Raw genomic sequence first — 19324 nt, 5'->3', positions numbered from 1 at the left:
CTCAGCGCTCCTTCACCTTGTTGAGGTATTTGACATAGATGTTGGTGATCGCCAGCACCATGATCAGCACGATGTAGGCGAGTGCGCAGGAGCGCCCGGTCTGCCATTCCTGGAATGCCATCTTGTAAAGCCGGATCGAAATCAGTTCGGCCGTCGGCTGACTGGTCAGGATGTAGGCGAGATCGAAGGTCTTGAACGCCTCCATGGTGCGGAAGATGACAGCGATCATCAGGATCGGCGCGACCAGCGGCAGCGTGATGCGAAAGAAGGTGTAGAACGGTCCGGCGCGATCGATCGCGGCGGCTTCGTAGAGATGCTTCGGCACCGCCGACAGGCCGGCCAGCGACAACAGCATGACGAAGGGCGACCACATCCAGATATCGGTCAGCGCGACGGCATAAAGCGCCATCTTCGGGTCCGACAGCCATTCGAAGGTGCCGAGGCCGAGCGCATAATTGATGATGCCGAACGAAGGGTCGTAGAGCAGCTTCCAGAACAGGCCAACGACGGCCATCGACAGCATCATCGGCAAAAGCAGCAGCGTCGTCAGCAGCCCCTTCAGCGGGATGTCGCGATTGAGCAGCATCGCCACGCCGAAGCCGACGAACAGCTGCCCAGCGACCGAGATGATGACGTACTTCGCGGTGATGGCGAAGTTGGACCAGACATAGGGATCGTTGAGCAGATCGCGATAGTTCTGCAGCCCGACGAAATTCGCCGGCGCATTGGTAGACGCGCGAAAGTCGGTGAAGGAATAGCCGAGCGAGTAGATCAGCGGAAAGATGTTGAAGACGATCAGGAACAGGACCGTCGGGATGATGAAGAGGTTGCGGATCGAAATGTCGCTGAGGCCGCGTGCGGCCGCTCTTGAAGACCTGTCCAGTGTGGTGATCATCGTGGTCGCCAAGACCCTGCTCCCGTTTGCAGAAAAAGAAACGGAGGAGGCACCAACGCCCCCTCCGTGCGCTATGATTGTTACTGACCGCGGCCGTACTTCTTGAAAGTCGCGTTCCAGTCGGCAGCCAGTGCGTCCAGCGTTTCCTTGGCGGTGCCTTCGCCGCCGATCATGTAGGGATAGACGCGCTGGTTGAGCTGCTGCAGCAGTTCGGCATATTCCGGCACCGCCCAGAAATCCTTCACCTTGAACATGGTCTCATAGAAGGCCTTGTTGTAGGGCGTGGCGTTCTGGAATTCAGGCGACTTGAGCACGGCGGCACTGCAGGTGTAGCCGCCAAGCGCTGCCCACTTCTTCTGGGTCTCGTCCTTGATGAACCATTCAAGGAACTTCGTCGCCTCTTCCTGCTTCTGCGAGTAGGACACGATCGAGATGCCTTGCCCACCGAGCGCGGCGAACTGGTCGCCGTTCGGGCCGGGAGGATTGGCGAAGAAGCCGGTGTTCTTGGCGTTCGGGTTCGACGCTTCGTTGATCAGCGACGGGAAGAACGCAAAGTAGTTCATGCTCATCGCGGCCAGGCCTTCGGTGATCGCCTGGTTGTCTTCGACGAAGAACGACTTGGCCCAGCCCGGAGGCGTGAACTTGTAGAGCTCCTTGTAGGCGTCGAGTGCTGCGACCGCCTTGTCGGAGTTGATGAAGCCATCGACCTTGTAGGTCGAATAATCACCCAGTTCGCCGCCATAGGAGAACAGCGCGTTCTCGAAGCCCATCGCCATCGCGTCGTAGGAATTGTCGGTGTAGATGGCGATGCCGTATTTTTTCTGGTCCGGCCGGTAGAAGAACTCGGCGATGTCGCGCAGCGCCTTGAAATCCTTCGGCACGTCGAGATCGTAGCCATACTTGGCCTTGAACGCTTCCTTTTCCTTCGGATCCTCGAACCAGTCCTTGCGATAGGACCAGCCGACGGCGTCGCCTTCAAGCGGGATGGCCCAGTACTTGCTGCTGCCGCCCGGATATTCGGCGTAGTACTTCACCGTCGCCGGCGCCATCACGTCGCCGACCTTGTGCTTGTTGAAGAAGTCGGTCAGGTCGACATAGTGGCCACCGGTCGAGCCGGCACCGAGCCATTGCGAGTCGCCGACGACCATATCATAGGCATCGCCATGGGCGTTGAACTCGGTGAAGGCCTTGGTCTGGAAGTCGGGCCACGGTGTGGTTTCCACCGTGATCTTGACGCCGGTTTCCTTCTCGTACTCGTTGCCGAGTTCCTGCAAGTAATTGGCCGGATCCCATTCCGCCCAGAAGATGGTGAGTGACTTTTCCTGCGCGTAGACGGACGTTCCGCAGGCAAGCGTTAAGCCGATACCAGCAAGTACGCTGGTCACTAACTTGCGCATAATGATTTCCTCCCTTGTGCGCGTTCTACCTTATCGTGCGAACCGGCAACGGGGCCGGCCCTGGTAGTCCCTCCCGTGATCGCACCTTTCCGGTTTCGAGCCTCCTCGCCCTGCCGGAAAATGGATCGCAGCCCTCACTTTCGATCCGCTTTTCTGATCCAATCTGGTATTACCAATTCCGCATGCACGTCAAGCCCTTTCTTGGCAGCTCGACTTGGCCATTGCTATCGGATTTTGGCTTTATCCGCCTGTTTTACCAAGATTTTCCTACTCAATGATACGCGTAGGCATTGTCCAGCACCCCGCACTGCAGTTAATATCTGTAGTCGGCATGTAAATCTGGTCGAACCAGATTGGGGCTATTTCGCAGTCGTGATCGGATCGATGCCGCCTCCTTCGCCGATCGATTCCGCGACCGCCGCACGCACCAGCGCGCCGGCTGCCCATTGCGCGACCGACATCGTCCGGCGGCTGTCCAGCCCCCAGATATCCTTGAGCACGATCAGCACCTCGACGCCGAAGATCAGCGACAACGCCTGCGCCAGCCGCTTGAAGTCGCGCGGCGGCATATGGGCCTTGAGCGGCGCGATTGCATCTTTCAGCAAGTCGATACGGTGACCGCGCGTGAAAGCGGGCTCGCCGTCCAGCGTGCCCGCCTGGCGCCGCGCCCACTGGTCGAGCGACAGCTTCAGCGCTGCCTTGAACGTGGCTTCGAAGGCCTCGATGCGCGGCATGGCCGTGTCGAAGAGGTCCGCCACCCGGCGCTCGGCATCGGTGGAGGTCGACTGCCAGGTGAGGATTGGCCCCAGCCCCTCGTCGACCACGGCCTGCACCAGTGCCGCCTGGCTCGGGAAATAACGATAGGCGGTGGCGCGGGAAACCTGTGCTGCCTCCGCGACCTCGCTGACCGACGGCGTGGCGCCCGCCTGCATCAGCCGCGTCGCCGTCTCCAGCATCAGCCGTTTCGTGCGTGCGCGCGGTCCACGCTCAGGCGCCGGACCGCTTTCCCGCCCGGCATCGTCGCTTGCCGTGGATTGTTGACGTGAGACATCCATGTCAATACGATACGCGTGTCTCAAAAATTTGCAATGACCTTCGCATCGTCGAGCGGCCGGGCAATGAGCGGTGAGGCGCGGCATCGCGCCCTGTCTGGATTGGGGAACGCAATGAAGCGTATCTATGTGGTGGGTACCGCAGACACCAAGGGCGAGGAACTCGCCTTCCTGGCCGATGCGATCGCTGCTACCGGCGCCGTTGTTTGCCGTGTCGATGTCGGAACGCGCGATGCCACCGTTGCCGTCGACGTCACCGCGAGGGAAATTGCCGTCCATCACCCCGCGGGCGGCGACGCCGTGCTCGGCGGCAATGATCGCGGCGCCGCTGTCGCCGCGATGGGCATCGCCTTCGCCCGCTTCGTCCAATCGCGAAACGACATCGATGCCATGATCGGCATTGGCGGCGGCGGCGGCACATCGATCATCACGTCGGGCATGCGCGCGCTGCCGCTCGGCCTGCCCAAGATCATGGTTTCGACGCTCGCCTCCGGCGACACCGCGCCCTATGTCGACGTTTCCGACATCGTCATGATGCCGTCGGTGACCGACATGGCCGGACTGAACCGGCTATCGCGTGTCGTGCTGTACAATGCCGCCCAGGCGATATCAGGCATGGCGGCCAACCCGGCGCCACCGCCCGATGGCCGGCCGTCGATCGGCCTTACCATGTTCGGCGTCACCACGCCTTGCGTGACCGCCATCGCCGACCAACTTCGCTCGACCTATGACTGCATGGTCTTCCACGCCACCGGCACCGGCGGCCGCAGCATGGAAAAGCTGGCCGACAGCGGTCTGCTGTCCGGCGTCATCGACATCACCACGACCGAAGTCTGCGATTTTCTGTTCGGTGGCGTGCTGCCGGCGACGGAAGACCGTTTCGGTGCGATCGCTCGTACCGGGCTGCCCTATGTCGGTTCGGTCGGCGCGCTCGACATGGTCAACTTCTGGGCGCCGTCGACGATCCCGGAACACCTCCGCGGTCGGCTGTTCTACGAACACAACCCCAACGTCACGTTGATGCGCACCACGGCGCAGGAATGCAGTGCAATCGGCGAGTGGATCGGCACCAGGCTCGCCCGCTGCGAAGGGCAGGTGCATTTTCTCATCCCGGAAAAGGGCGTCTCGGCGCTCGACATCGAAGGCGGCGCTTTCTTCGATCCGGAGGCCGACGCTGTTCTCTTCGAAGCCATCGAGCGCACCATCAGGCCGAATGACACGCGGCGCGTGACGCGCCTTCCGCTCCACATCAATGACCCGGAATTCGCAAAGGCCGCAACATCAGCCTTCCTCGATATCGCCAGACAGTGAGAGATCCAAAAATGCCCGCCATACCGCGCAAGGACATATTGAAGAAATTCAGGGGAATGATCGACAAGGGCGTGCCGATCGTCGGCGGCGGCGCCGGCACCGGTCTGTCGGCGAAAGCCGAGGAGGCTGGCGGCATCGACCTTATCATCATCTACAATTCCGGCCGCTACCGGATGGCCGGGCGCGGCTCGGCTGCCGGCCTGCTCGCCTATGGCAATGCCAACGAGATCGTCAAGGAGATGGCCTACGAGGTGCTGCCGGTGGTCAGACGCACGCCCGTGCTCGCCGGTGTCAACGGCACCGATCCCTTCGTCATCATGCCGCTGCTGCTGGCCGAGCTGAAGACCATGGGCTTTTCCGGTGTGCAGAATTTCCCGACCATCGGCCTGTTCGACGGCAGCATGCGACAGAGCTTCGAGGAAACCGGCATGGGCTTCGGGCTCGAGGTCGACATGATCGCCGAGGCGCACAAGCTCGACCTCTTGACCACACCCTACGTCTTCAACCCCGACGAGGCCCGCGCCATGACAAAAGCCGGCGCCGACATCGTCGTCGCCCATATGGGCGTGACGACAGGCGGCTCGATCGGCGCCACGTCGGCCAAGTCGCTCGACGACTGCGTCGTCGAGATCGACGCCATCGCCAATGCCGCACGCTCGGTGCGCAAGGATGTCATCCTGCTTTGCCATGGCGGGCCGATCTCGATGCCGGATGACGCCCGTTACATCCTCGACCGCTGCAAGGGCCTGCACGGCTTCTATGGCGCAAGCTCGATGGAACGGTTGCCCGCGGAAGCCGCGATCGCCCGCCAGACAGCCGATTTCAAGGCCGTCACGCTGGAGCATCGGACCCAAAAGTGGAAACCGGTTTTGGGAGAATCCGATGCTCCCAAAAAAAGACAGAACGGCCAGAAGACCGCGAAGAAAAAGGGATGATGAGAGATGACCGACAAGCGCAAAATGTTTGTCTACCCGAAGGACGTCAGCGCCTTCGGCTTCGACTGGGGCAGACTGGCGCTGACGGTAGCGCCCGAGGTGAATGGCGCGACCCGCTTTTCCGGCGGCGTCGTCGACCTGCCGTCTGGCAAGGGCCACACGCGCCACTACCATCCGGGCGCCGAGGAAATCATCTTCGTCATCTCGGGCAACGGCGAGCAGATGGTCGAGGACGAGAAGGGCAATCCGGTGATCGAGAAAGTCGGCCCCGGCTGCACCATCTATGTGCCGGAAAGCCGCTTCCACTCGACGCTGAACACCGGTGACGGGCCTATGCAGCTTTTCGTCGTCTATTCGCCGGCAGGACCTGAATTGGTTTTGCGCGAGCTTCCGGATTTCAGGCTGATCCCGCCGGGGCAGTGATCTTTCCTCCGTTCTCGCGTTTGCTGGGAGGCCTCCTCATCCGGCCGCTTCGCGGCCACCTTCTCCCGAGGGGAGAAGAGGCGAGCATCATCGCCGGCTCCCTCCTCTCCCCTCGGGGAGAGGTCGGATTGCCCCGAATTGCTCTTCGCAATTCGGAATGGCAATCCGGGTGAGGGGGCAGCGCCCTTCAGTACCAGCTAGGCGGTAGCACCCCTATTCCACCCACGACCGCGGTCGCCAAACATCACATAACCAGCATCAGTCACGGCAACCGTGTCCTCTAGCTTGATGAACCCTCGCGTCGGGTGGAGCATGGTCGTCTCGACCGACAGCACCATGTTCTTTTCCAGCGGCTTGGCCGCATAGGTGCCCTCATAGGTAACCGGATGGTTGGTCATCAGGAACGGCGCCTCATGCGTGATCAGTCCCATGCCATGAGCGAAGAAATCCGTGTAGGCCGCCACTTTCGAGGCCTTCAGCACGCCCTCGGCATGCGAAATCATGTCGCCGCCCAGCGTGCCCGCCTTGACCTTGGAGAAGGCTGCCTGCTGCACCGTCTCGACCTCGGCCAGCAAATCCTCGAGCTCGGCATCCGGTTCGCCGAGAATGCCCATCCGGCAGAGGTCGCCGATATAGCCATGATAATTGCCGCCGGAATCGATCGACAGCACCTCGCCCCGCTTCCACGCCTGCGGCGAGGCGGCGCGGTTGTGGCTGGAGCCCAGCGTCAGCAGGCAATATTCGAAATGGATGCCGCGATTGGTTTCCTCGCGCCGCAGCTGCTCGATCATCTCGCTCTTGGTCGTGCCTTCGCGCGCCCACTGGATAGTCGCCAGCATGGAATCGGTGATCAGCTCAGAGGCGGTGCGCAGCTTCTCCAGCTCGGCATCGGTCTTGATGGCGCGCATGCGCTCCAGCATGTCGGTCGCATCGATCAGTCTGGCATCCGGCAGTGACTTCCGGATCAGCATATAGGCATCCGACGGCAGGAAGCCGGGCTCGATGCCGATGCGCGCACCCGCCTTGCCGATCTTCCGCAGATGCTCGACGGCAAGGTTGGCGGCGTCGAGCGTGCCCCAGCAGGCGGCATGCAGCGTCGGCGTCCAGAACGGGTTGTTCTGATGCTCGCCGCCTTCCATGCGGTTGCCGATATAGGCGGCATGGTCCGGCCCGCCCTTTTCGTAAACGACGATCGGCAGGTAGCGGCTGTGGCCGATCGCATCCATGGCGGCGAAGAAGATGAACTTGTAGCCGCCCAGCAGATATTGTGTGTTGTGCTTGGAGGTCGCGAGCAGCACATCGATGCCCGCCTCCTCCATCAGCCGGTCGACCCTTGCCTGGTCGAACGGAATATTGCCGACGGCATTCTTGCCCGGAGCAATGTTCATCTTTCTCTCCCTGAATTGCCTGGGATCGCCGGCTGTTCTGCTCCCGATCCCTTGGCTCTGGATCAAATCTGCACCATTTTGCTCACTCTGGTCCAGCCAGAAGAGACGAAATAGCACCGTTCGATGTCACTGTATCGTCGTTCGTCGCATATTCGATCAATCTGGTCCTACCAGATTTGCCGAATTGAGTCGCATCCTCCAAACTGGTCCAGCGGACGAAAATTTCAAAGCCAAGCGAGGATGCGCCAATTCCGTCTCTGGCGAAACCCTCGGCAAGGTTCATAATCGCCGCCGCAAGGATGCTGGCAGGCTTGCTGGCGTCCGAGGGGTATGGCGCACCAGTTGGGTCGCGGAGAGGACGGATCATGTCAGGTTTCCCGATTTCCAGACGAACGATGCTTGCCGGCTCGGCGATGCTGCTGGCCTCCACCGCAATGCCGGCATCAGGCTGGGCGCAGACGCCGAAGAAGGGCGGCCGTCTGGTGCTTGCCGCCGATTCCGAACCGCGCAACCTCAATCCGGCGATCGTCGCCTCCAACGGCGTCTTCTTCATCTCCAGCAAGATCGTCGAAACGCTGGCCGAAGCCTCCTTCGACGGCAAGGACGGGCTCGCTCCACGGCTAGCGCTGAGCTGGGAAGGTGCCGCCGACGGCCTCTCCGCGACGTTCAAACTGCGCGACGGCGTCAAATGGCATGACGGCAAGCCGTTCACCTCGGCCGATGTTGCCTTCTCGGCGCTGCAGATCTGGAAGCCGCTGCAAAATCTCGGCCGCACCGTGTTCAAGGATCTGGCCAGCGTCGACACCCCGGACGATCTCACCGCCGTGTTCAAATTCGCCAAGCCGACGCCGTTCCAGCTGATCCGCAATGCGCTGCCGGCGCTGAGCAGCGTGGTGCCGAAGCACATCTACGAGGTCGGCAAGATCGAGGACAACCCGGCCAACAATGTGCCGATTGGCACCGGGCCGTTCAAATTCGGCGAATACAAGGCCGGCCAGTATTACCGGCTGACGAAGAACACCGCCTACTGGGGCAAGGACGAGCCCTATCTCGACGAGATCATCTATCAGGTGCTGCCGGACCGCACGTCGGCCGCAAGCGCGCTTGAGGCCGGAGAGATCCAGCTGGCAGCCTTCTCGGCCGTGCCGCTGGCCGATCTCGACCGCATCTCAAAAGTACCGGGCCTGAAGGTGATCTCCAAGGGTTACGAAGGGCTGACCTATCAGCTCGTCGTCGAGATCAACCACCGCCGCAAGGAACTGGCCGACGTGAAAGTTCGCCAGGCGATTGCGCACGCCATCGACAAGGATTTCGTCGTCAAGACGGTGTTCCTCGGCTATGCCGCCACCGCCACCGGGCCGGTGCCGAAGAACGATCCGCAGTTCTACACCGCCGACGTGCCGACCTACGCGTTCGACGTGGCCAAGGCCAACGCGCTGCTCGACGATGCCGGCTACAAGAAAGGCGCCGACGGCAAGCGCTTCTCGCTGAAACTGCTGCCGGCGCCCTATTTCAACGAGACCAAGCAGTTCGGCGACTATCTGCGCCAGGCGCTCGCCGCCATCGGCATCGACGCAGAGCTGGTCAACAACGACTCGGCCGCGCACATCAAGGCGGTCTACACCGACCATGCCTTCGACCTCGCGGTCGGCCCGCCGGTGTTCCGCGGCGACCCGGCGATCTCGACCACCATCCTGGTGCAGAGCGGCATTCCGGACGGCGTGCCGTTCTCCAACCAGGGCGGTTACAAGAACGACGCGCTCGATGCACTCATCGCCAAGGCATCGGAGACGCTCGACACCGCTGCCCGCACCGACCTCTACAAGGAGTTCCAGAAGGAGGTGGCCACCGACCTGCCGCTGATCAACGTCGCCGAATGGAGTTTCATCAGCGTCGCCCGCGACACGGTCGGCAACATCGCCAACAACCCGCGCTGGGCGGTGTCGAACTGGGCGGACACGTATCTGGCATCGTGACAGACTAATGCGGATGAGGGTTCGCGAGATCATCGTAGGCGTTGAGTTCTACGAGGCCCCCCTCTGTCCTGCCGGACATCTCCCCCTCAAGGGGGGAGATTTGCTGACTGCGGCGCCGGCATATTTTCGTCCAGCATTGAAGATTGGCGAAATCGCCGATGACATCCGATCTCCCCCCTTGAGGGGGAGATGTCCGGTAGGACAGAGGGGGGCGCTCGCGCGCGACATTTCTTTCAGTTGCCTCGCGCCATCGCCGCCATGACCCGTGCCCTCACCCTCCTCCGCCGTCGCCTCGTCGGCAGCATCTTCGTGCTGCTGATCGTCGTCGTCGGCACCTTCCTGCTGCTCGAAGCGGCGCCCGGCGACGCGGTCGACGCCTATATCGTCTCGACCGGCGGCGACGCCGGCATGATCGAGCTGTTGCGCCATCGCTGGGGGCTCGACCAGTCGGAACTGACGCGGCTGGCCAACTATCTCTGGGCGCTGCTGCATCTCGATCTCGGCCAGTCGGTGACGTTCTCCCGACCGATCCGCGACGTCATCCTCGAACGCCTGCCCAACACGCTGCTGTTGATGGTCAGCGCCACGGCGCTGTCCTTCGGGCTCGGCTCGGCGCTCGGTATCTATGCCGGTGCGCGGCCAGGCAGTTTCCGAGATCGCTTCCTGTCGATCGGCTCGCTGGCGCTCTATGCCGTGCCGGGCTTCTGGCTCGGCCTGGTGCTGATCGTTGTCTTTGCCGTCGACCTGCGCTGGCTGCCGATCGGCGGCATCGAAACCCTGGCGTCGGACAAGACCGGCCTTGACCGCGCTGCCGACATCGCCACCCATCTCGTCCTGCCGGTGGCGGCGCTCGGCTTCATCTATCTGGCGCTCTATCTGCGCATGATGCGCGCCGGCATGGCCGAGGTCTGGCGCCTGGATTTCGTGCTGGCCGCCCGCGCCAAGGGGCTTTCACGCCGCCGCATCGTGCTCGCCCACGTCGCCCGCAACGCGCTGCTGCCGCTGGTCACCATGCTCGGCCTGCAATCGGCGCAGATGCTGGGCGGCAGCGTCGTCATCGAGAGCGTTTTTTCCGTGCCCGGCCTCGGCCGGCTGGCGCAGGAGGCAGTCGCCTCTCGCGATACGCCGCTTCTGCTCGGCATTATCCTCACCAGCGCCGTGCTGGTCATCGTCATCAATTTGCTCGTCGACATCGCCTACGCCTTCCTCGATCCGCGCGTCGGCGCTAGCGAGGCCGGTGCATGAGCCCGCTCCGCCGCTTTCTGCGCACGCCCGAGGCGGTCGCCGGCGCGATCCTCCTGGCGATACTGATTGCCATGGCGCTGGCGTCGCCGCTGCTGTTTCCCGGCGATCCGCAAGCCATTGCCGGGTCGGCGCTGCTGCCGCCGTTCCAGGACTGGTCGCTGCCGCTCGGCACCGACCGGCTTGGCCGCGACGTGCTGGCCGAGCTGTTTCACGGCGCCCGCACCTCGCTGGCCGTTGGGCTGTCGGCAGCGGCGGCCGCACTTGTCGTCGGCGCGGTGATCGGCACATTGGCCGGCTTTGCCGGTGGCCTCGTCGACGAGGTGCTAATGCGCATCACCGACGCCTTCCAGACCATACCGAGCTTCCTGCTGGCGCTCGCCTTCGTCAGCGTCGTCGGGCCGTCGCTCGGCATCGTCGTGATTGCCATCGCGCTCGGCACTTGGACCGGACCTGCCAGAGTAGCCCGCGCGGAAGTCCTCTCCATCCGAGAGCGCGACTACGTCGCCGGGGCCAGGGTCATCGGCATGCATCCACTAGCGATCGCCTTTCGCGAGGTGCTGCCCAATGCCTTGCCGCCGGTACTGGCGATGTCATCGGTGATCGTCGCCGCCGCGATCCTCACCGAAGCGGCCTTGTCCTTCCTCGGCTTGGGCGATCCCAACCGGGTCACCTGGGGCGGCATGATCGCTGAAGGCCGCGCGGTTTTGCGCACCGCGCCCTTCCTGTCGATCGTCCCGGGCATAGCACTGGTGCTGACCGTGCTCGGCGTCTATCTCGCCGGTGAAGGCATCGTCGAGACGACGGCCGTCAGAAGAGGCCTGTCGTGACCACGCTCGCTTCGATCCGCGACCTGACGGTGACCTACCGCCGCGACGGCAGCGAAGTGGCGGCGCTGAAGAGTATTAGCCTCGACGTCGCCGCCGGCGAACGCCTCGCTATTATTGGCGAAAGCGGTTCGGGCAAGAGCACGCTGGCGTTGGCGATTGCCAGGCTGTTGCCGGCTTCCGCTAAGGTTGATGGTCGCATCGATTGGTTTTTGCGGCCAACGTTGGGTGCCAAGGCACCCCCCTCTGTCCTGCCGGACACCTCCCCCGCAAGGGGGGAGATTGCGCTCTCACCTCTGCCTTCGCCAATCACCAATGTCGCGGAAGGGGAGCCGTCGGCGAAGCTGCCGATCTCCCCCCTTGCGGGGGAGATGTCCGGCAGGACAGAGGGGGGTGTGACGGAACGCTGGCCTTTCGAATCCAAACCCAGCCACGTCCCCCTCGGCGGCCGCGACATCGGCTTCGTCTTCCAGGATCCTTCCGCCAGCCTCGATCCTGTCATGACGATCGGCAAACAAATCGCCGAAGTCGCCCGCACCCATCTCGGCCTGACATGGTCACAGGCATATGTGAAGGCAAAGCATCTGCTCGAGCGCGTCCGCCTGCCGGACCCGGACTCGGCCTTGCGCGCCTTCCCACATCAACTCTCCGGCGGCCAGAAACAGCGTGTGGCGATCGCGGCAGCCATCGCGGCCGGTCCGAAGCTGCTGATCGCCGACGAGGCGACCAGCGCGCTCGACACCATCGTGCAGGCTGAGATCGTTGCCTTGATCCGACGCTTGGTGACCGAGGACGGCATGACGCTGCTGTTCATCAGCCACGACATCGCGCTGGCGGCCGAGCTCGCCGAGCGCATCGCCGTTTTCCGTCATGCCCAGTTGGTCGAGCTTGGCACGACGGCGCAGATTGTCGGCGCTCCAGCCCAGCCCTACACGCGCGCATTGCTCGACGCCCATATCGGCCTCGATGCCAAGCCATTGCTGAACCGAGCCGGGCTCCACCCATGAGCCTGCTGGCGGTGTCCAACCTCACCAAACGCTACCGTCGCGGCGGCAAGAGCATTGCCGCTGTCGACGACATCTCCTTCCACATCGGCCCAGGCGAAACGCTGGCATTGGCCGGACCTTCCGGCAGCGGCAAGTCGACGATCGCACGGCTGGTGCTGCGGTTGATCGAACCGGACGCCGGACGTATCGAGTTCGAAGGCAGCGATTTCCTGGCTTTAAGTGGCGCCACGCTCCGGGTGCACCGAGCGCGGCTGCAAATGGTGTTCCAGGATCCGCTTGCCGCCTTCAACCCGCGCGCCACGGTGGCGCGCGTGCTCGACGATCCCTTGCGCATCCATGGCATCGCCTCCCGCTCCGAGCGCCCGCGCCGCATCGCCGCCTTGCTGGAGCGGGTTGGACTGGCCAGCGAGCTTGCCCCGCGCGCCATCCATGAAATCTCCGGTGGCCAGCGGCAGCGCGTCGCCATTGCCCGCGCCATCGCGACGAAGCCGTCGCTGATCGTACTCGACGAAGCGGTGTCGGCGCTCGACGTTTCCGTGCGCAGGGAGATCCTCGACCTTTTGCTCGACCTGCAACACCAGGAAAAGATCGCTTATCTCTTCATTTCACACGATCTCGGCGTTATCAGGTCGGTCGCCCACCGCATCGTCCTTCTCGACGCCGGACGGGTTGCCGAGAGCGGCGATACCCGTGCCGTCATCGACGCGCCGCAATCGGCCATCGGCAAGGCGCTGGTGGCGGCGGCACCGAGATTGAACCGGACCGCACGGGACCCAACATGACCGACCCCGAAGCCAGAGCCGAAAAGCTGTCGCGCGAACTTGATTCCGCCTTTCGCAACCGCGCCGATCTCTACCGTGTGTTCCTCGACGAACTGACCGGAGAGCTGGGCGCCGAAAAGGCCGAAGCCATCATGATCCGCGCCATCGAGCAGCGCGGCAAGGAAGTCGCGGCAGCCGCCTTCGCCAGTTTCGGCCCCAATGACGCACGCGCGATCGGCGAGGCTTTCCTCGCCGTCAGTCCGGATGGCGGCCTGATGTATCCGACCGATGTCGAACGCAGCGAGGACCGCATCGCCTTCAAGGTGAAGCGCTGTCCGCTGAAAGACGCCTGGGTCGAGGCCGGGCTCGGCGACGAAAAACTCGCCACGCTCTGCCGCATTGCCGGCGCCTTCGACCGCGGCCTGTTCGAGGCGACCGGCGTCCGTTTCGACAACCTCACCTGGACACCGGGCCACGGCTCCGGCTGCTGTCATATCGCGCTGACCAACCGGGATGCGGCCTGAGGCCCAGGTCGCGCGTCGTCGGCTCGCGGCTCGAAGTTGCGCCGAAAAGCTGGCCTCTTAGCCGCCAACCATCAGCTTGACGACCTCATCATGGTTGGTCTCGGAGATCTTGCGCTCGCCGGCCTGGACGCCGCGCCGCAGCACCACGATGCGGTCCGAGACAGCGAAAATATCCTGCAGATTGTGCGAAATGAAGATCACCCCACGCCCTTGTGCCTTGAGCTGGTGGATGAGCGAGATAACCTTGCGCTGCTCCGGTACGCCAAGTGCGGCGGTCGGTTCGTCCATGATCAGGATCTGCGCATCCCAGTAGACGGCGCGGCCGATAGCGACGGCCTGGCGCTGGCCGCCGGAGAAATTGCTGACCGGCGCCTCGAGCCGGCTGACATGGAAATCCAGCCGACTCATCGTTTGCTTGGCCGCCGTCGCCATCGCCTTGCGATCGAGCACCGGCAGGAAGCCGAAGGCCTTGCGCATCGGTTCGCGGCCAAGGAAGATGTTGGCGCCGATCGACAGATTGTCGGCCAAAGCGAGATCCTGGTAGATCGTCTCGATGCCCTTTTCGCGCGCATCCTGCGGCGTCGCAAAAGTCACCGGCTGACCCCTGAGCAGGATTTCACCGCCTGTCGGCTGGAACACGCCGGATATGGCCTTGATCAGCGTCGTCTTGCCGGCGCCGTTGTCACCGGCAAGCGCCACCACTTCGCCCGGCCGGACGGCCATGGAGAAATCGCTGAGCGCGCGCACGGCGCCGAAATGCTTGGACAGACTGCGGACTTCCAGCAGGGGGGCGTTCTGGTTGGTGCTATTCATCCTGACGGGCTCCACTGAACCGGCGCTGCGCCTGGTCGATGAGAACGGAAATGATGATGACGACGCCGACGGCGATGAATTGCCAGAACGGTTCGACATTGACGAACACCAGCCCGTACTGGATGACCGCGATCACCAACGCCCCGGCGACTGTACCGAAGATGGTGCCGGATCCGCCGAACAGGCTCGCGCCGCCAATCACCACGGCCGCGACGCTGTCAAGCAGCAAGGGCTCGCCGGCTTGCGCCGCACCCGCTGTGAAGCGCGCGGCATAGAGCGCGCCGCCAAGGCCGGCGCACATTGCCGACAGCACATAGAGCCGCAGTATGTGGTCCCTGATGTCGATGCCGGCCCGCCGCGCCGCCTGCACGTTGGCGCCGATAGCATAGTTGTGCTGGCCGAACCGGGTCTGGCTGAGCAAATAGTGCATCACGATAACGAAGATCGCCGTGATCAGCACCAGATAGGGCACGCCATGGAACTTGCCGTTGCCAAGCAGCGCAAACCAGGAATTCTGCACCGGCACAGTGGTGCCTCCAGCAAGCAGGAAGGCGGCGCCGCGTGCGACGCCGAACATGCCAAGCGTGCCGATGAAAGGGGGAACCCTGAGGCGCGAGATCAGCAGGCCATTGATGACACCGGGCACGCCGGCAACGATCACCGAGGCAAGGATGCCCGCCAGCATGGCCAGCGGCAAAGGAATGGCCGCGCCCGCCATGTTGGTGGCATGCGCGGCGATGACGGCTGCAAGGCCCATGATGAAGCCGAGCGACAGGTCGATGCCGCCCGAAATGATGACGAAGGTCTGTCCGGTGGCAAGCAGCAGCGGCGCCACGGCGAATATCGCGATGGACTGCAAGTTGAACGGATTGAGCACGAAAGTCGCGCCGAAGGCGAGCCTCGACCAGATTTCGAAACAGACGATCAGGCCGGCGAGGAACAGCCAGGCGCGCCCTTCCGCGATGCGCGCTATCAGGCTTCGGGCCGGATCGCCGTGATCGGCCTGGGGGGCAACATGCTTGTCGGCCGGCTGTGCAGATGATGTCGAGGTCATGAATACTCCGCGGCTGCCTTCATACAGGTCTCCATTCGAGGACCTGGTGCCGGCTCCTCCCAGCGGACCGGGAGGAACCAGGTTCATCTGGACCTACTCGGAATAGAGATACTTCGAGATGTTCGGGTCCGCGATGTTGGACTTGTCCATGATTGTGAAGCCGGTGCCGATGGTAACCGGGATCGAATGGCCGGTCAGGTGGGCATAGGCCGAGACGACGCCGAAATAGCCGATCTCGGCGGGATGCTGGGCGATCGCCACGTCCACCAAGCCGGTGTTGATGTTGTCGACAATGCTGGTCGGGGCATCGAAAGCGACAACCTTGACGGTGCCCGTCTGCCCGGCCTGCTTCACGCCATTGGCTGCACCCAGCGCCGAGAACAAATTGGCCCCGAACACACCGACCAGATCGGGATTGCGCGCGAACACGGCCTGCAGCTGCGAAGCGGCCTTGTTGGCGTCGTCGTCGTTGAACTGGGTCTCCAGCACGGTGATACCTGTATGCTTGGCCATCTCCTTCTTGAAGCCCTCTTCGCGCTGGTCGGTGGTCGAGATGCCGGGCTTGACGTTCGACACATAGACCTTGCCCTTGTCGCCTACGGCCGTGGCCAAGGCGCGTGCGGCGATCTCGCCACCCAGGACATTGTCCGAGGCGATGTAAGCCAGCGGAAAATCGGCGTCGCCGGCGCCGGTCTGGTAGACGCCGCTGCCGATGAATGTGTCGACGGTGATGACCGGGATGCCGGCATCATTGGCCTTGCGCAGCGGCTCGACCAACTGAACCTTGTCGGTCGGCGCGATCAGGATTGCATCTGGCTTCTTGGCGATGACCGCGTCCAGCACCGGCACCTGGGTGACCGGATTGAAGTCCGAGGCGCCCTGGAAAACCAGGGTCACACCAAGCGCGTCGGCAGCCGCCTGGGCGCCCTTGCGCATGGTGATATAGAACCCGTCGGTCGTAAGGCCCGGAATGAGCGCAATGGTGTATTTCTTGTCTTGCGCCTGAGCCGGCACCGTCAGCACCATCGCGCCGACTGCAAGAGCCGCGAACGCGGCAACAATCTTCTTCATGACATCCTCCTCATTGTGTTTGGCAGATCTGCTGTTGCAAGTGACATTGGAATGGCCGTCATCCGTTCAGGGACAGATGCCGATGGCCGGGAACGCCTGTTTGCTGTCGCGGGCAGCTTTCCTCCCAAGCGCCCTCCAATCGATATGTCAGCCGGTCAATCGACCGGTACAATTGGCCACAGCCCCTTTCCCTGCCTCCACCAGGTCCGGCAACTGTACCCCGCGCCATGCTTTTCCGGCGCGGCACACATTTGTAACACTTTGCAGAAATAAATTGCAACTCGGTTTTTCCAAGCTGCGGCGCCGGGCTTTTCACACCGTGCAACATCCGACTGCTCCGCGGAGCCCCGGCTAACTATTGCCCGACCCTCACGGCGACACAACTGGTTTTCGCGGCAGCTTTGCGGGCTCCATCTGGCCATCACAGCGACAAGATCTGCTGGTTCTATTGCTGCGCAAGCGCCGCGAGGATGGCCTGCGCCGTCTTAGTATCGGTCACCAGCGTGTTGATGAGCCCTGCGCGAGCGGCGCCGATGATTGCGGTTGCTTTCTCCGGTGACGCGGCAAGGCCGATCACCAGCGGCACGGCGCGAAGCTGCGCCGGCGACATGGCGATCATCCGGCTCTCCCCTTCCCAGGCGATCGACGCCCCTTCAGCATCGAAATAATGCCGAAGCACATCGCCAGCCGCTTGAACCAGGGCTTGTTCACTCGGTGTGGCGGCACTTGCCTCGGGCGCATTGATGGCATGCGGCAGACCGATGCCGACAATCGCAACGTCGGTCCTCTCCCACAGGGCGACGGCGTCGCGGATGACGGTGTCGCGCAGGAAGACCTCGCGCAGCTCCGTGGACGGCAGATAGGGCGCATGGATGAAATGCGGCGTGCCGCCGAACTCCTCGGCGGCAAGCCTGACGAACTCGTTGACCTGAAAATGCGCCGCGTGCTGCTGCATGCCGCCGGTGGCGGCGACGGTGAGCACGCCGGGCATGCGCGGCAGGCCGGCCCGGATGACCTCGCGCACGGCGCGCCCCCAACCAATGGCGACCACGGAGCCCGCCACCAGTTGCGCCTGCCGGAGCAGCCCGCCAAGTGGTGCCGCGAGCGCTGCCAGCGTGCCCGCCGCGGGCGTCTCGACCACCGCGGCATCTCGCAATTTCAACCCGTCGATCAACTGCCTGGTGATATCCCCCGGCGTTGCCAGGTCGAGAACCTCGATCCGCACGATCCCCTCAGCCCGCGCCCGTTGCAGCAGGCGCGAAATCGTCGCGGTGGAGACACCGAGCTGCCGCGCGATATCGACCTGCGACATCTCTTCCACATAGTGCAGCTTGGCGACCGTGTGCAGCATCGTCCGCGATGCGGTTGCATCCTGGATGGGGGGAACAGGCAGCTTGCAATTCCTTTCAGCAACGTGTTACACCACATACGCCGACGGGAGTTATCGCGCAAATCCAGCCAACTCGCAACGTCCGGCCGCTTTCGGGTGGCAATGTCGGCGAGGCACGTGTTTCGAGAGCGGATGGTGCACCACGCGGCAAAAATTTCCTGCCGGCAAAGGCGGGCAGGACTGAACATTGTTATTTCATCGGGATCCGCGCCTTCCGCGAGGGAGCGCCAACATCGGACTGAAGATCATGACGAAGATGACCACCGCGGAGTTGCGCGGCTACCAGCAGATATGTGGCAAGGACGGGGCCATGGTGGCCATCGCTTGCGACCAGCGCGGCGGCATGCGGACCTTGCTGGCGTCGGATCCGGCTGAACAGGCCAGGATCACCAACGACATGCTCGGCGACACCAAGGCGGATATCACGCGCTACCTCGCCAGTGCGGCGTCCTGCGTGCTGCTCGACCCGCTCTGCGCGGTGCCGCGCATTGTCGACGAGGGCGTGCTGAACCGTGACACGGCATTGCTCATCGGCCTCGACGCCTCGGGTTTTGATGTCTCGCCCGACGGCTACCGGCTGTCGCGCCTGGTTCCCGGCATCGATGCGCGCCGTGTCCGCGCGCTGGGCGGCACGGGCGGCAAGATCATGGTCTATCTCAGAGCCGACAAGCCCGAGGCCAACGAACACAACATCGCCATCCTGCGCCGGTGCATCGCCGATTTCGGCAAGGAGGACCTGCTGCTGGTCGTCGAGTTCCTGACCTATCAACTCGAAGGCGAAAGCCCGGAAGACTATGTGGCGAAGACCCCGTGGCTTATCGAGGAAGGGACAAGAATCTCGCTGGAATGCGGCGCGAAGGTGCTGAAGCTTCCCTACCCCGGAACGCCGGAAGCCTGTGCCAACATCACCAAAATGGCCGGCGAGGTGCCGTGGGCGGTGCTTTCGGCCGGTGTCAACCACGCAACCTTCCTCGGCCAGGTCGAGATCGCCATGCAGAACGGCGCCTCGGGCGTCATCGCCGGCCGCTCGCTGTGGAAGGACTGCATCTCGCTCGACCGTGACATTCAGCGCGAAAGGCTTAAGACCATTGCCGTGCCGCGACTGCGAGAAATCCAGGCCGTGATCGGACACTACCGGCAGAAGGCCGCCTAAGGCATTTTCGGCCAACGGGAAGGAGCAACTCTCCGGTTCGGCGGGAGCGGTTGCATGGGTCGGCGCTTATATCGGGCACGCACGGGACGTCATGCCACAAAGATC

19 protein-coding genes are annotated in these 19324 nt (G+C 63.3%); 10 read left to right on the top strand and 9 right to left on the bottom strand.

The window, feature by feature from the left end; translation table 11 throughout:
- Position 1 precedes the first annotated feature (1 nt).
- The 3 genes from ACSQ3L_RS08920 to ACSQ3L_RS08910 all read right to left on the bottom strand — a co-directional run bounded on the left by ACSQ3L_RS08920 (position 2) and on the right by ACSQ3L_RS08910 (position 3347).
- Complete coding sequence (locus ACSQ3L_RS08920; protein WP_292177847.1) at positions 2–907, bottom strand: carbohydrate ABC transporter permease; 906 nt, start codon at positions 905–907, stop codon at positions 2–4.
- A 68-nt stretch (positions 908–975) separates the two neighbouring features.
- Complete coding sequence (locus tag ACSQ3L_RS08915; RefSeq protein ID WP_292177849.1) at positions 976–2292, bottom strand: ABC transporter substrate-binding protein; 1317 nt, start codon at positions 2290–2292, stop codon at positions 976–978.
- 359 nt (positions 2293–2651) lie between these two features.
- The gene (locus tag ACSQ3L_RS08910) at positions 2652–3347 is read right to left on the bottom strand and encodes a TetR/AcrR family transcriptional regulator (protein ID WP_436159598.1); all 696 of its coding nucleotides are present in this window, start codon (positions 3345–3347) and stop codon (positions 2652–2654) included.
- Positions 3348–3458: 111 nt separating this feature from the next.
- Here ACSQ3L_RS08910 and ACSQ3L_RS08905 point away from each other — a divergent pair, with 111 nt between their 5' ends.
- From ACSQ3L_RS08905 to ACSQ3L_RS08895, 3 genes are read left to right on the top strand one after another with little or no spacing between them, the layout of a single operon-like run.
- Positions 3459–4655 carry a Tm-1-like ATP-binding domain-containing protein gene (locus tag ACSQ3L_RS08905; protein ID WP_436159597.1) on the top strand — a complete coding sequence of 399 codons (1197 nt, stop codon included), beginning with the start codon at positions 3459–3461 and terminating at the stop codon, positions 4653–4655.
- Between the two features lie 11 nt (positions 4656–4666).
- Positions 4667–5590, top strand: a complete 924-nt coding sequence (locus tag ACSQ3L_RS08900) for a phosphoenolpyruvate hydrolase family protein (RefSeq protein ID WP_436159596.1) — start codon at positions 4667–4669, stop codon at positions 5588–5590.
- A gap of 6 nt (positions 5591–5596) precedes the next feature.
- Complete coding sequence (locus ACSQ3L_RS08895) at positions 5597–6013, top strand: cupin domain-containing protein (protein WP_436159595.1); 417 nt, start codon at positions 5597–5599, stop codon at positions 6011–6013.
- Positions 6014–6210: 197 nt separating this feature from the next.
- Here ACSQ3L_RS08895 and ACSQ3L_RS08890 read toward each other — a convergent pair whose 3' ends face one another.
- Both ACSQ3L_RS08890 and ACSQ3L_RS08885 read right to left on the bottom strand, forming a co-directional pair.
- Entirely contained in the window at positions 6211–7401 is a 1191-nt protein-coding gene (locus tag ACSQ3L_RS08890; protein WP_436159594.1) for a M24 family metallopeptidase, read from the bottom strand.
- A gap of 82 nt (positions 7402–7483) precedes the next feature.
- Complete coding sequence (locus ACSQ3L_RS08885) at positions 7484–7768, bottom strand: hypothetical protein (protein ID WP_436159593.1); 285 nt, start codon at positions 7766–7768, stop codon at positions 7484–7486.
- On the opposite strand from ACSQ3L_RS08885, the gene ACSQ3L_RS08880 reads away from it, so the two are divergent.
- The 6 genes from ACSQ3L_RS08880 (at position 7767) to ACSQ3L_RS08855 (ending at position 13738) form a co-directional block, all read left to right on the top strand.
- Entirely contained in the window at positions 7767–9377 is a 1611-nt protein-coding gene (locus tag ACSQ3L_RS08880) for an ABC transporter substrate-binding protein (protein ID WP_436159592.1), read from the top strand. The two genes, ACSQ3L_RS08885 and ACSQ3L_RS08880, sit on opposite strands and share 2 nt — an antisense overlap.
- 258 nt (positions 9378–9635) lie before the next feature.
- Positions 9636–10622: an ABC transporter permease gene (locus tag ACSQ3L_RS08875; protein WP_436159591.1), complete on the top strand. Its 987-nt coding sequence runs from the start codon at positions 9636–9638 to the stop codon at positions 10620–10622.
- Positions 10619–11449: an ABC transporter permease gene (locus ACSQ3L_RS08870; RefSeq protein ID WP_436159590.1), complete on the top strand. Its 831-nt coding sequence runs from the start codon at positions 10619–10621 to the stop codon at positions 11447–11449. Before ACSQ3L_RS08875 ends, ACSQ3L_RS08870 begins: the two co-directional genes overlap by 4 nt.
- Entirely contained in the window at positions 11446–12453 is a 1008-nt protein-coding gene (locus ACSQ3L_RS08865) for an ABC transporter ATP-binding protein (RefSeq protein WP_436159589.1), read from the top strand. Before ACSQ3L_RS08870 ends, ACSQ3L_RS08865 begins: the two co-directional genes overlap by 4 nt.
- Positions 12450–13235 (top strand): ABC transporter ATP-binding protein, encoded by a 786-nt coding sequence (locus ACSQ3L_RS08860; protein WP_436159588.1) that lies wholly within the window; start codon positions 12450–12452, stop codon positions 13233–13235. The genes ACSQ3L_RS08865 and ACSQ3L_RS08860 overlap by 4 nt, the downstream gene beginning before the upstream one ends.
- Positions 13232–13738: an L-2-amino-thiazoline-4-carboxylic acid hydrolase gene (locus ACSQ3L_RS08855; protein ID WP_436159587.1), complete on the top strand. Its 507-nt coding sequence runs from the start codon at positions 13232–13234 to the stop codon at positions 13736–13738. Before ACSQ3L_RS08860 ends, ACSQ3L_RS08855 begins: the two co-directional genes overlap by 4 nt.
- A 57-nt stretch (positions 13739–13795) precedes the next feature.
- Here the strand turns inward: ACSQ3L_RS08855 and ACSQ3L_RS08850 are convergent, their stop codons facing one another.
- The 4 genes from ACSQ3L_RS08850 to ACSQ3L_RS08835 form a co-directional block, all read right to left on the bottom strand.
- The gene (locus ACSQ3L_RS08850; protein ID WP_436159586.1) at positions 13796–14551 is read right to left on the bottom strand and encodes an ATP-binding cassette domain-containing protein; all 756 of its coding nucleotides are present in this window, start codon (positions 14549–14551) and stop codon (positions 13796–13798) included.
- On the bottom strand, positions 14544–15605 hold the full coding sequence (locus ACSQ3L_RS08845; protein WP_436159585.1) for an ABC transporter permease subunit: 1062 nt from the start codon (positions 15603–15605) through the stop codon (positions 14544–14546). Before ACSQ3L_RS08845 ends, ACSQ3L_RS08850 begins: the two co-directional genes overlap by 8 nt.
- 93 nt (positions 15606–15698) lie before the next feature.
- Positions 15699–16676, bottom strand: a complete 978-nt coding sequence (locus ACSQ3L_RS08840; RefSeq protein ID WP_436159584.1) for an ABC transporter substrate-binding protein — start codon at positions 16674–16676, stop codon at positions 15699–15701.
- A gap of 445 nt (positions 16677–17121) precedes the next feature.
- Positions 17122–18027: a sugar-binding transcriptional regulator gene (locus tag ACSQ3L_RS08835; protein ID WP_436159583.1), complete on the bottom strand. Its 906-nt coding sequence runs from the start codon at positions 18025–18027 to the stop codon at positions 17122–17124.
- A 286-nt stretch (positions 18028–18313) separates the two neighbouring features.
- On the opposite strand from ACSQ3L_RS08835, the gene ACSQ3L_RS08830 reads away from it, so the two are divergent.
- On the top strand, positions 18314–19219 hold the full coding sequence (locus tag ACSQ3L_RS08830) for a tagatose-bisphosphate aldolase (protein WP_436159582.1): 906 nt from the start codon (positions 18314–18316) through the stop codon (positions 19217–19219).
- The last annotated feature ends 105 nt before the right edge of the window (positions 19220–19324 follow it).

It is taken from the genome of Mesorhizobium sp. LjRoot246 (genome assembly GCF_964254115.1).
Classification (GTDB): Bacteria; Pseudomonadota; Alphaproteobacteria; order Rhizobiales; family Rhizobiaceae; genus Mesorhizobium.
This window is presented reverse-complemented; position numbering and strand designations above follow the sequence as displayed.

Bases quoted from the DNA above. Each gene is read 5' to 3' on its own strand.
- ACSQ3L_RS08840 (WP_436159584.1), bottom strand. From the start codon at position 16,676: ATGAAGAAGATTGTTGCCGCGTTCGCGGCTCTTGCAGTCGGCGCGATG.
- ACSQ3L_RS08835 (WP_436159583.1), bottom strand. From the start codon at position 18,027: ATGCTGCACACGGTCGCCAAGCTGCACTATGTGGAAGAGATGTCGCAG.
- ACSQ3L_RS08885 (WP_436159593.1), bottom strand. From the start codon at position 7,768: ATGATCCGTCCTCTCCGCGACCCAACTGGTGCGCCATACCCCTCGGAC.
- ACSQ3L_RS08910 (WP_436159598.1), bottom strand. From the start codon at position 3,347: ATGGATGTCTCACGTCAACAATCCACGGCAAGCGACGATGCCGGGCGG.
- ACSQ3L_RS08870 (WP_436159590.1), top strand. From the start codon at position 10,619: ATGAGCCCGCTCCGCCGCTTTCTGCGCACGCCCGAGGCGGTCGCCGGC.
- ACSQ3L_RS08900 (WP_436159596.1), top strand. From the start codon at position 4,667: ATGCCCGCCATACCGCGCAAGGACATATTGAAGAAATTCAGGGGAATG.
- ACSQ3L_RS08915 (WP_292177849.1), bottom strand. From the start codon at position 2,292: ATGCGCAAGTTAGTGACCAGCGTACTTGCTGGTATCGGCTTAACGCTT.
- ACSQ3L_RS08860 (WP_436159588.1), top strand. From the start codon at position 12,450: ATGAGCCTGCTGGCGGTGTCCAACCTCACCAAACGCTACCGTCGCGGC.
- ACSQ3L_RS08895 (WP_436159595.1), top strand. From the start codon at position 5,597: ATGACCGACAAGCGCAAAATGTTTGTCTACCCGAAGGACGTCAGCGCC.
- ACSQ3L_RS08850 (WP_436159586.1), bottom strand. From the start codon at position 14,551: ATGAATAGCACCAACCAGAACGCCCCCCTGCTGGAAGTCCGCAGTCTG.
- ACSQ3L_RS08855 (WP_436159587.1), top strand. From the start codon at position 13,232: ATGACCGACCCCGAAGCCAGAGCCGAAAAGCTGTCGCGCGAACTTGAT.
- ACSQ3L_RS08890 (WP_436159594.1), bottom strand. From the start codon at position 7,401: ATGAACATTGCTCCGGGCAAGAATGCCGTCGGCAATATTCCGTTCGAC.
- ACSQ3L_RS08905 (WP_436159597.1), top strand. From the start codon at position 3,459: ATGAAGCGTATCTATGTGGTGGGTACCGCAGACACCAAGGGCGAGGAA.
- ACSQ3L_RS08845 (WP_436159585.1), bottom strand. From the start codon at position 15,605: ATGACCTCGACATCATCTGCACAGCCGGCCGACAAGCATGTTGCCCCC.
- ACSQ3L_RS08875 (WP_436159591.1), top strand. From the start codon at position 9,636: ATGACCCGTGCCCTCACCCTCCTCCGCCGTCGCCTCGTCGGCAGCATC.
- ACSQ3L_RS08880 (WP_436159592.1), top strand. From the start codon at position 7,767: ATGTCAGGTTTCCCGATTTCCAGACGAACGATGCTTGCCGGCTCGGCG.
- ACSQ3L_RS08830 (WP_436159582.1), top strand. From the start codon at position 18,314: ATGACGAAGATGACCACCGCGGAGTTGCGCGGCTACCAGCAGATATGT.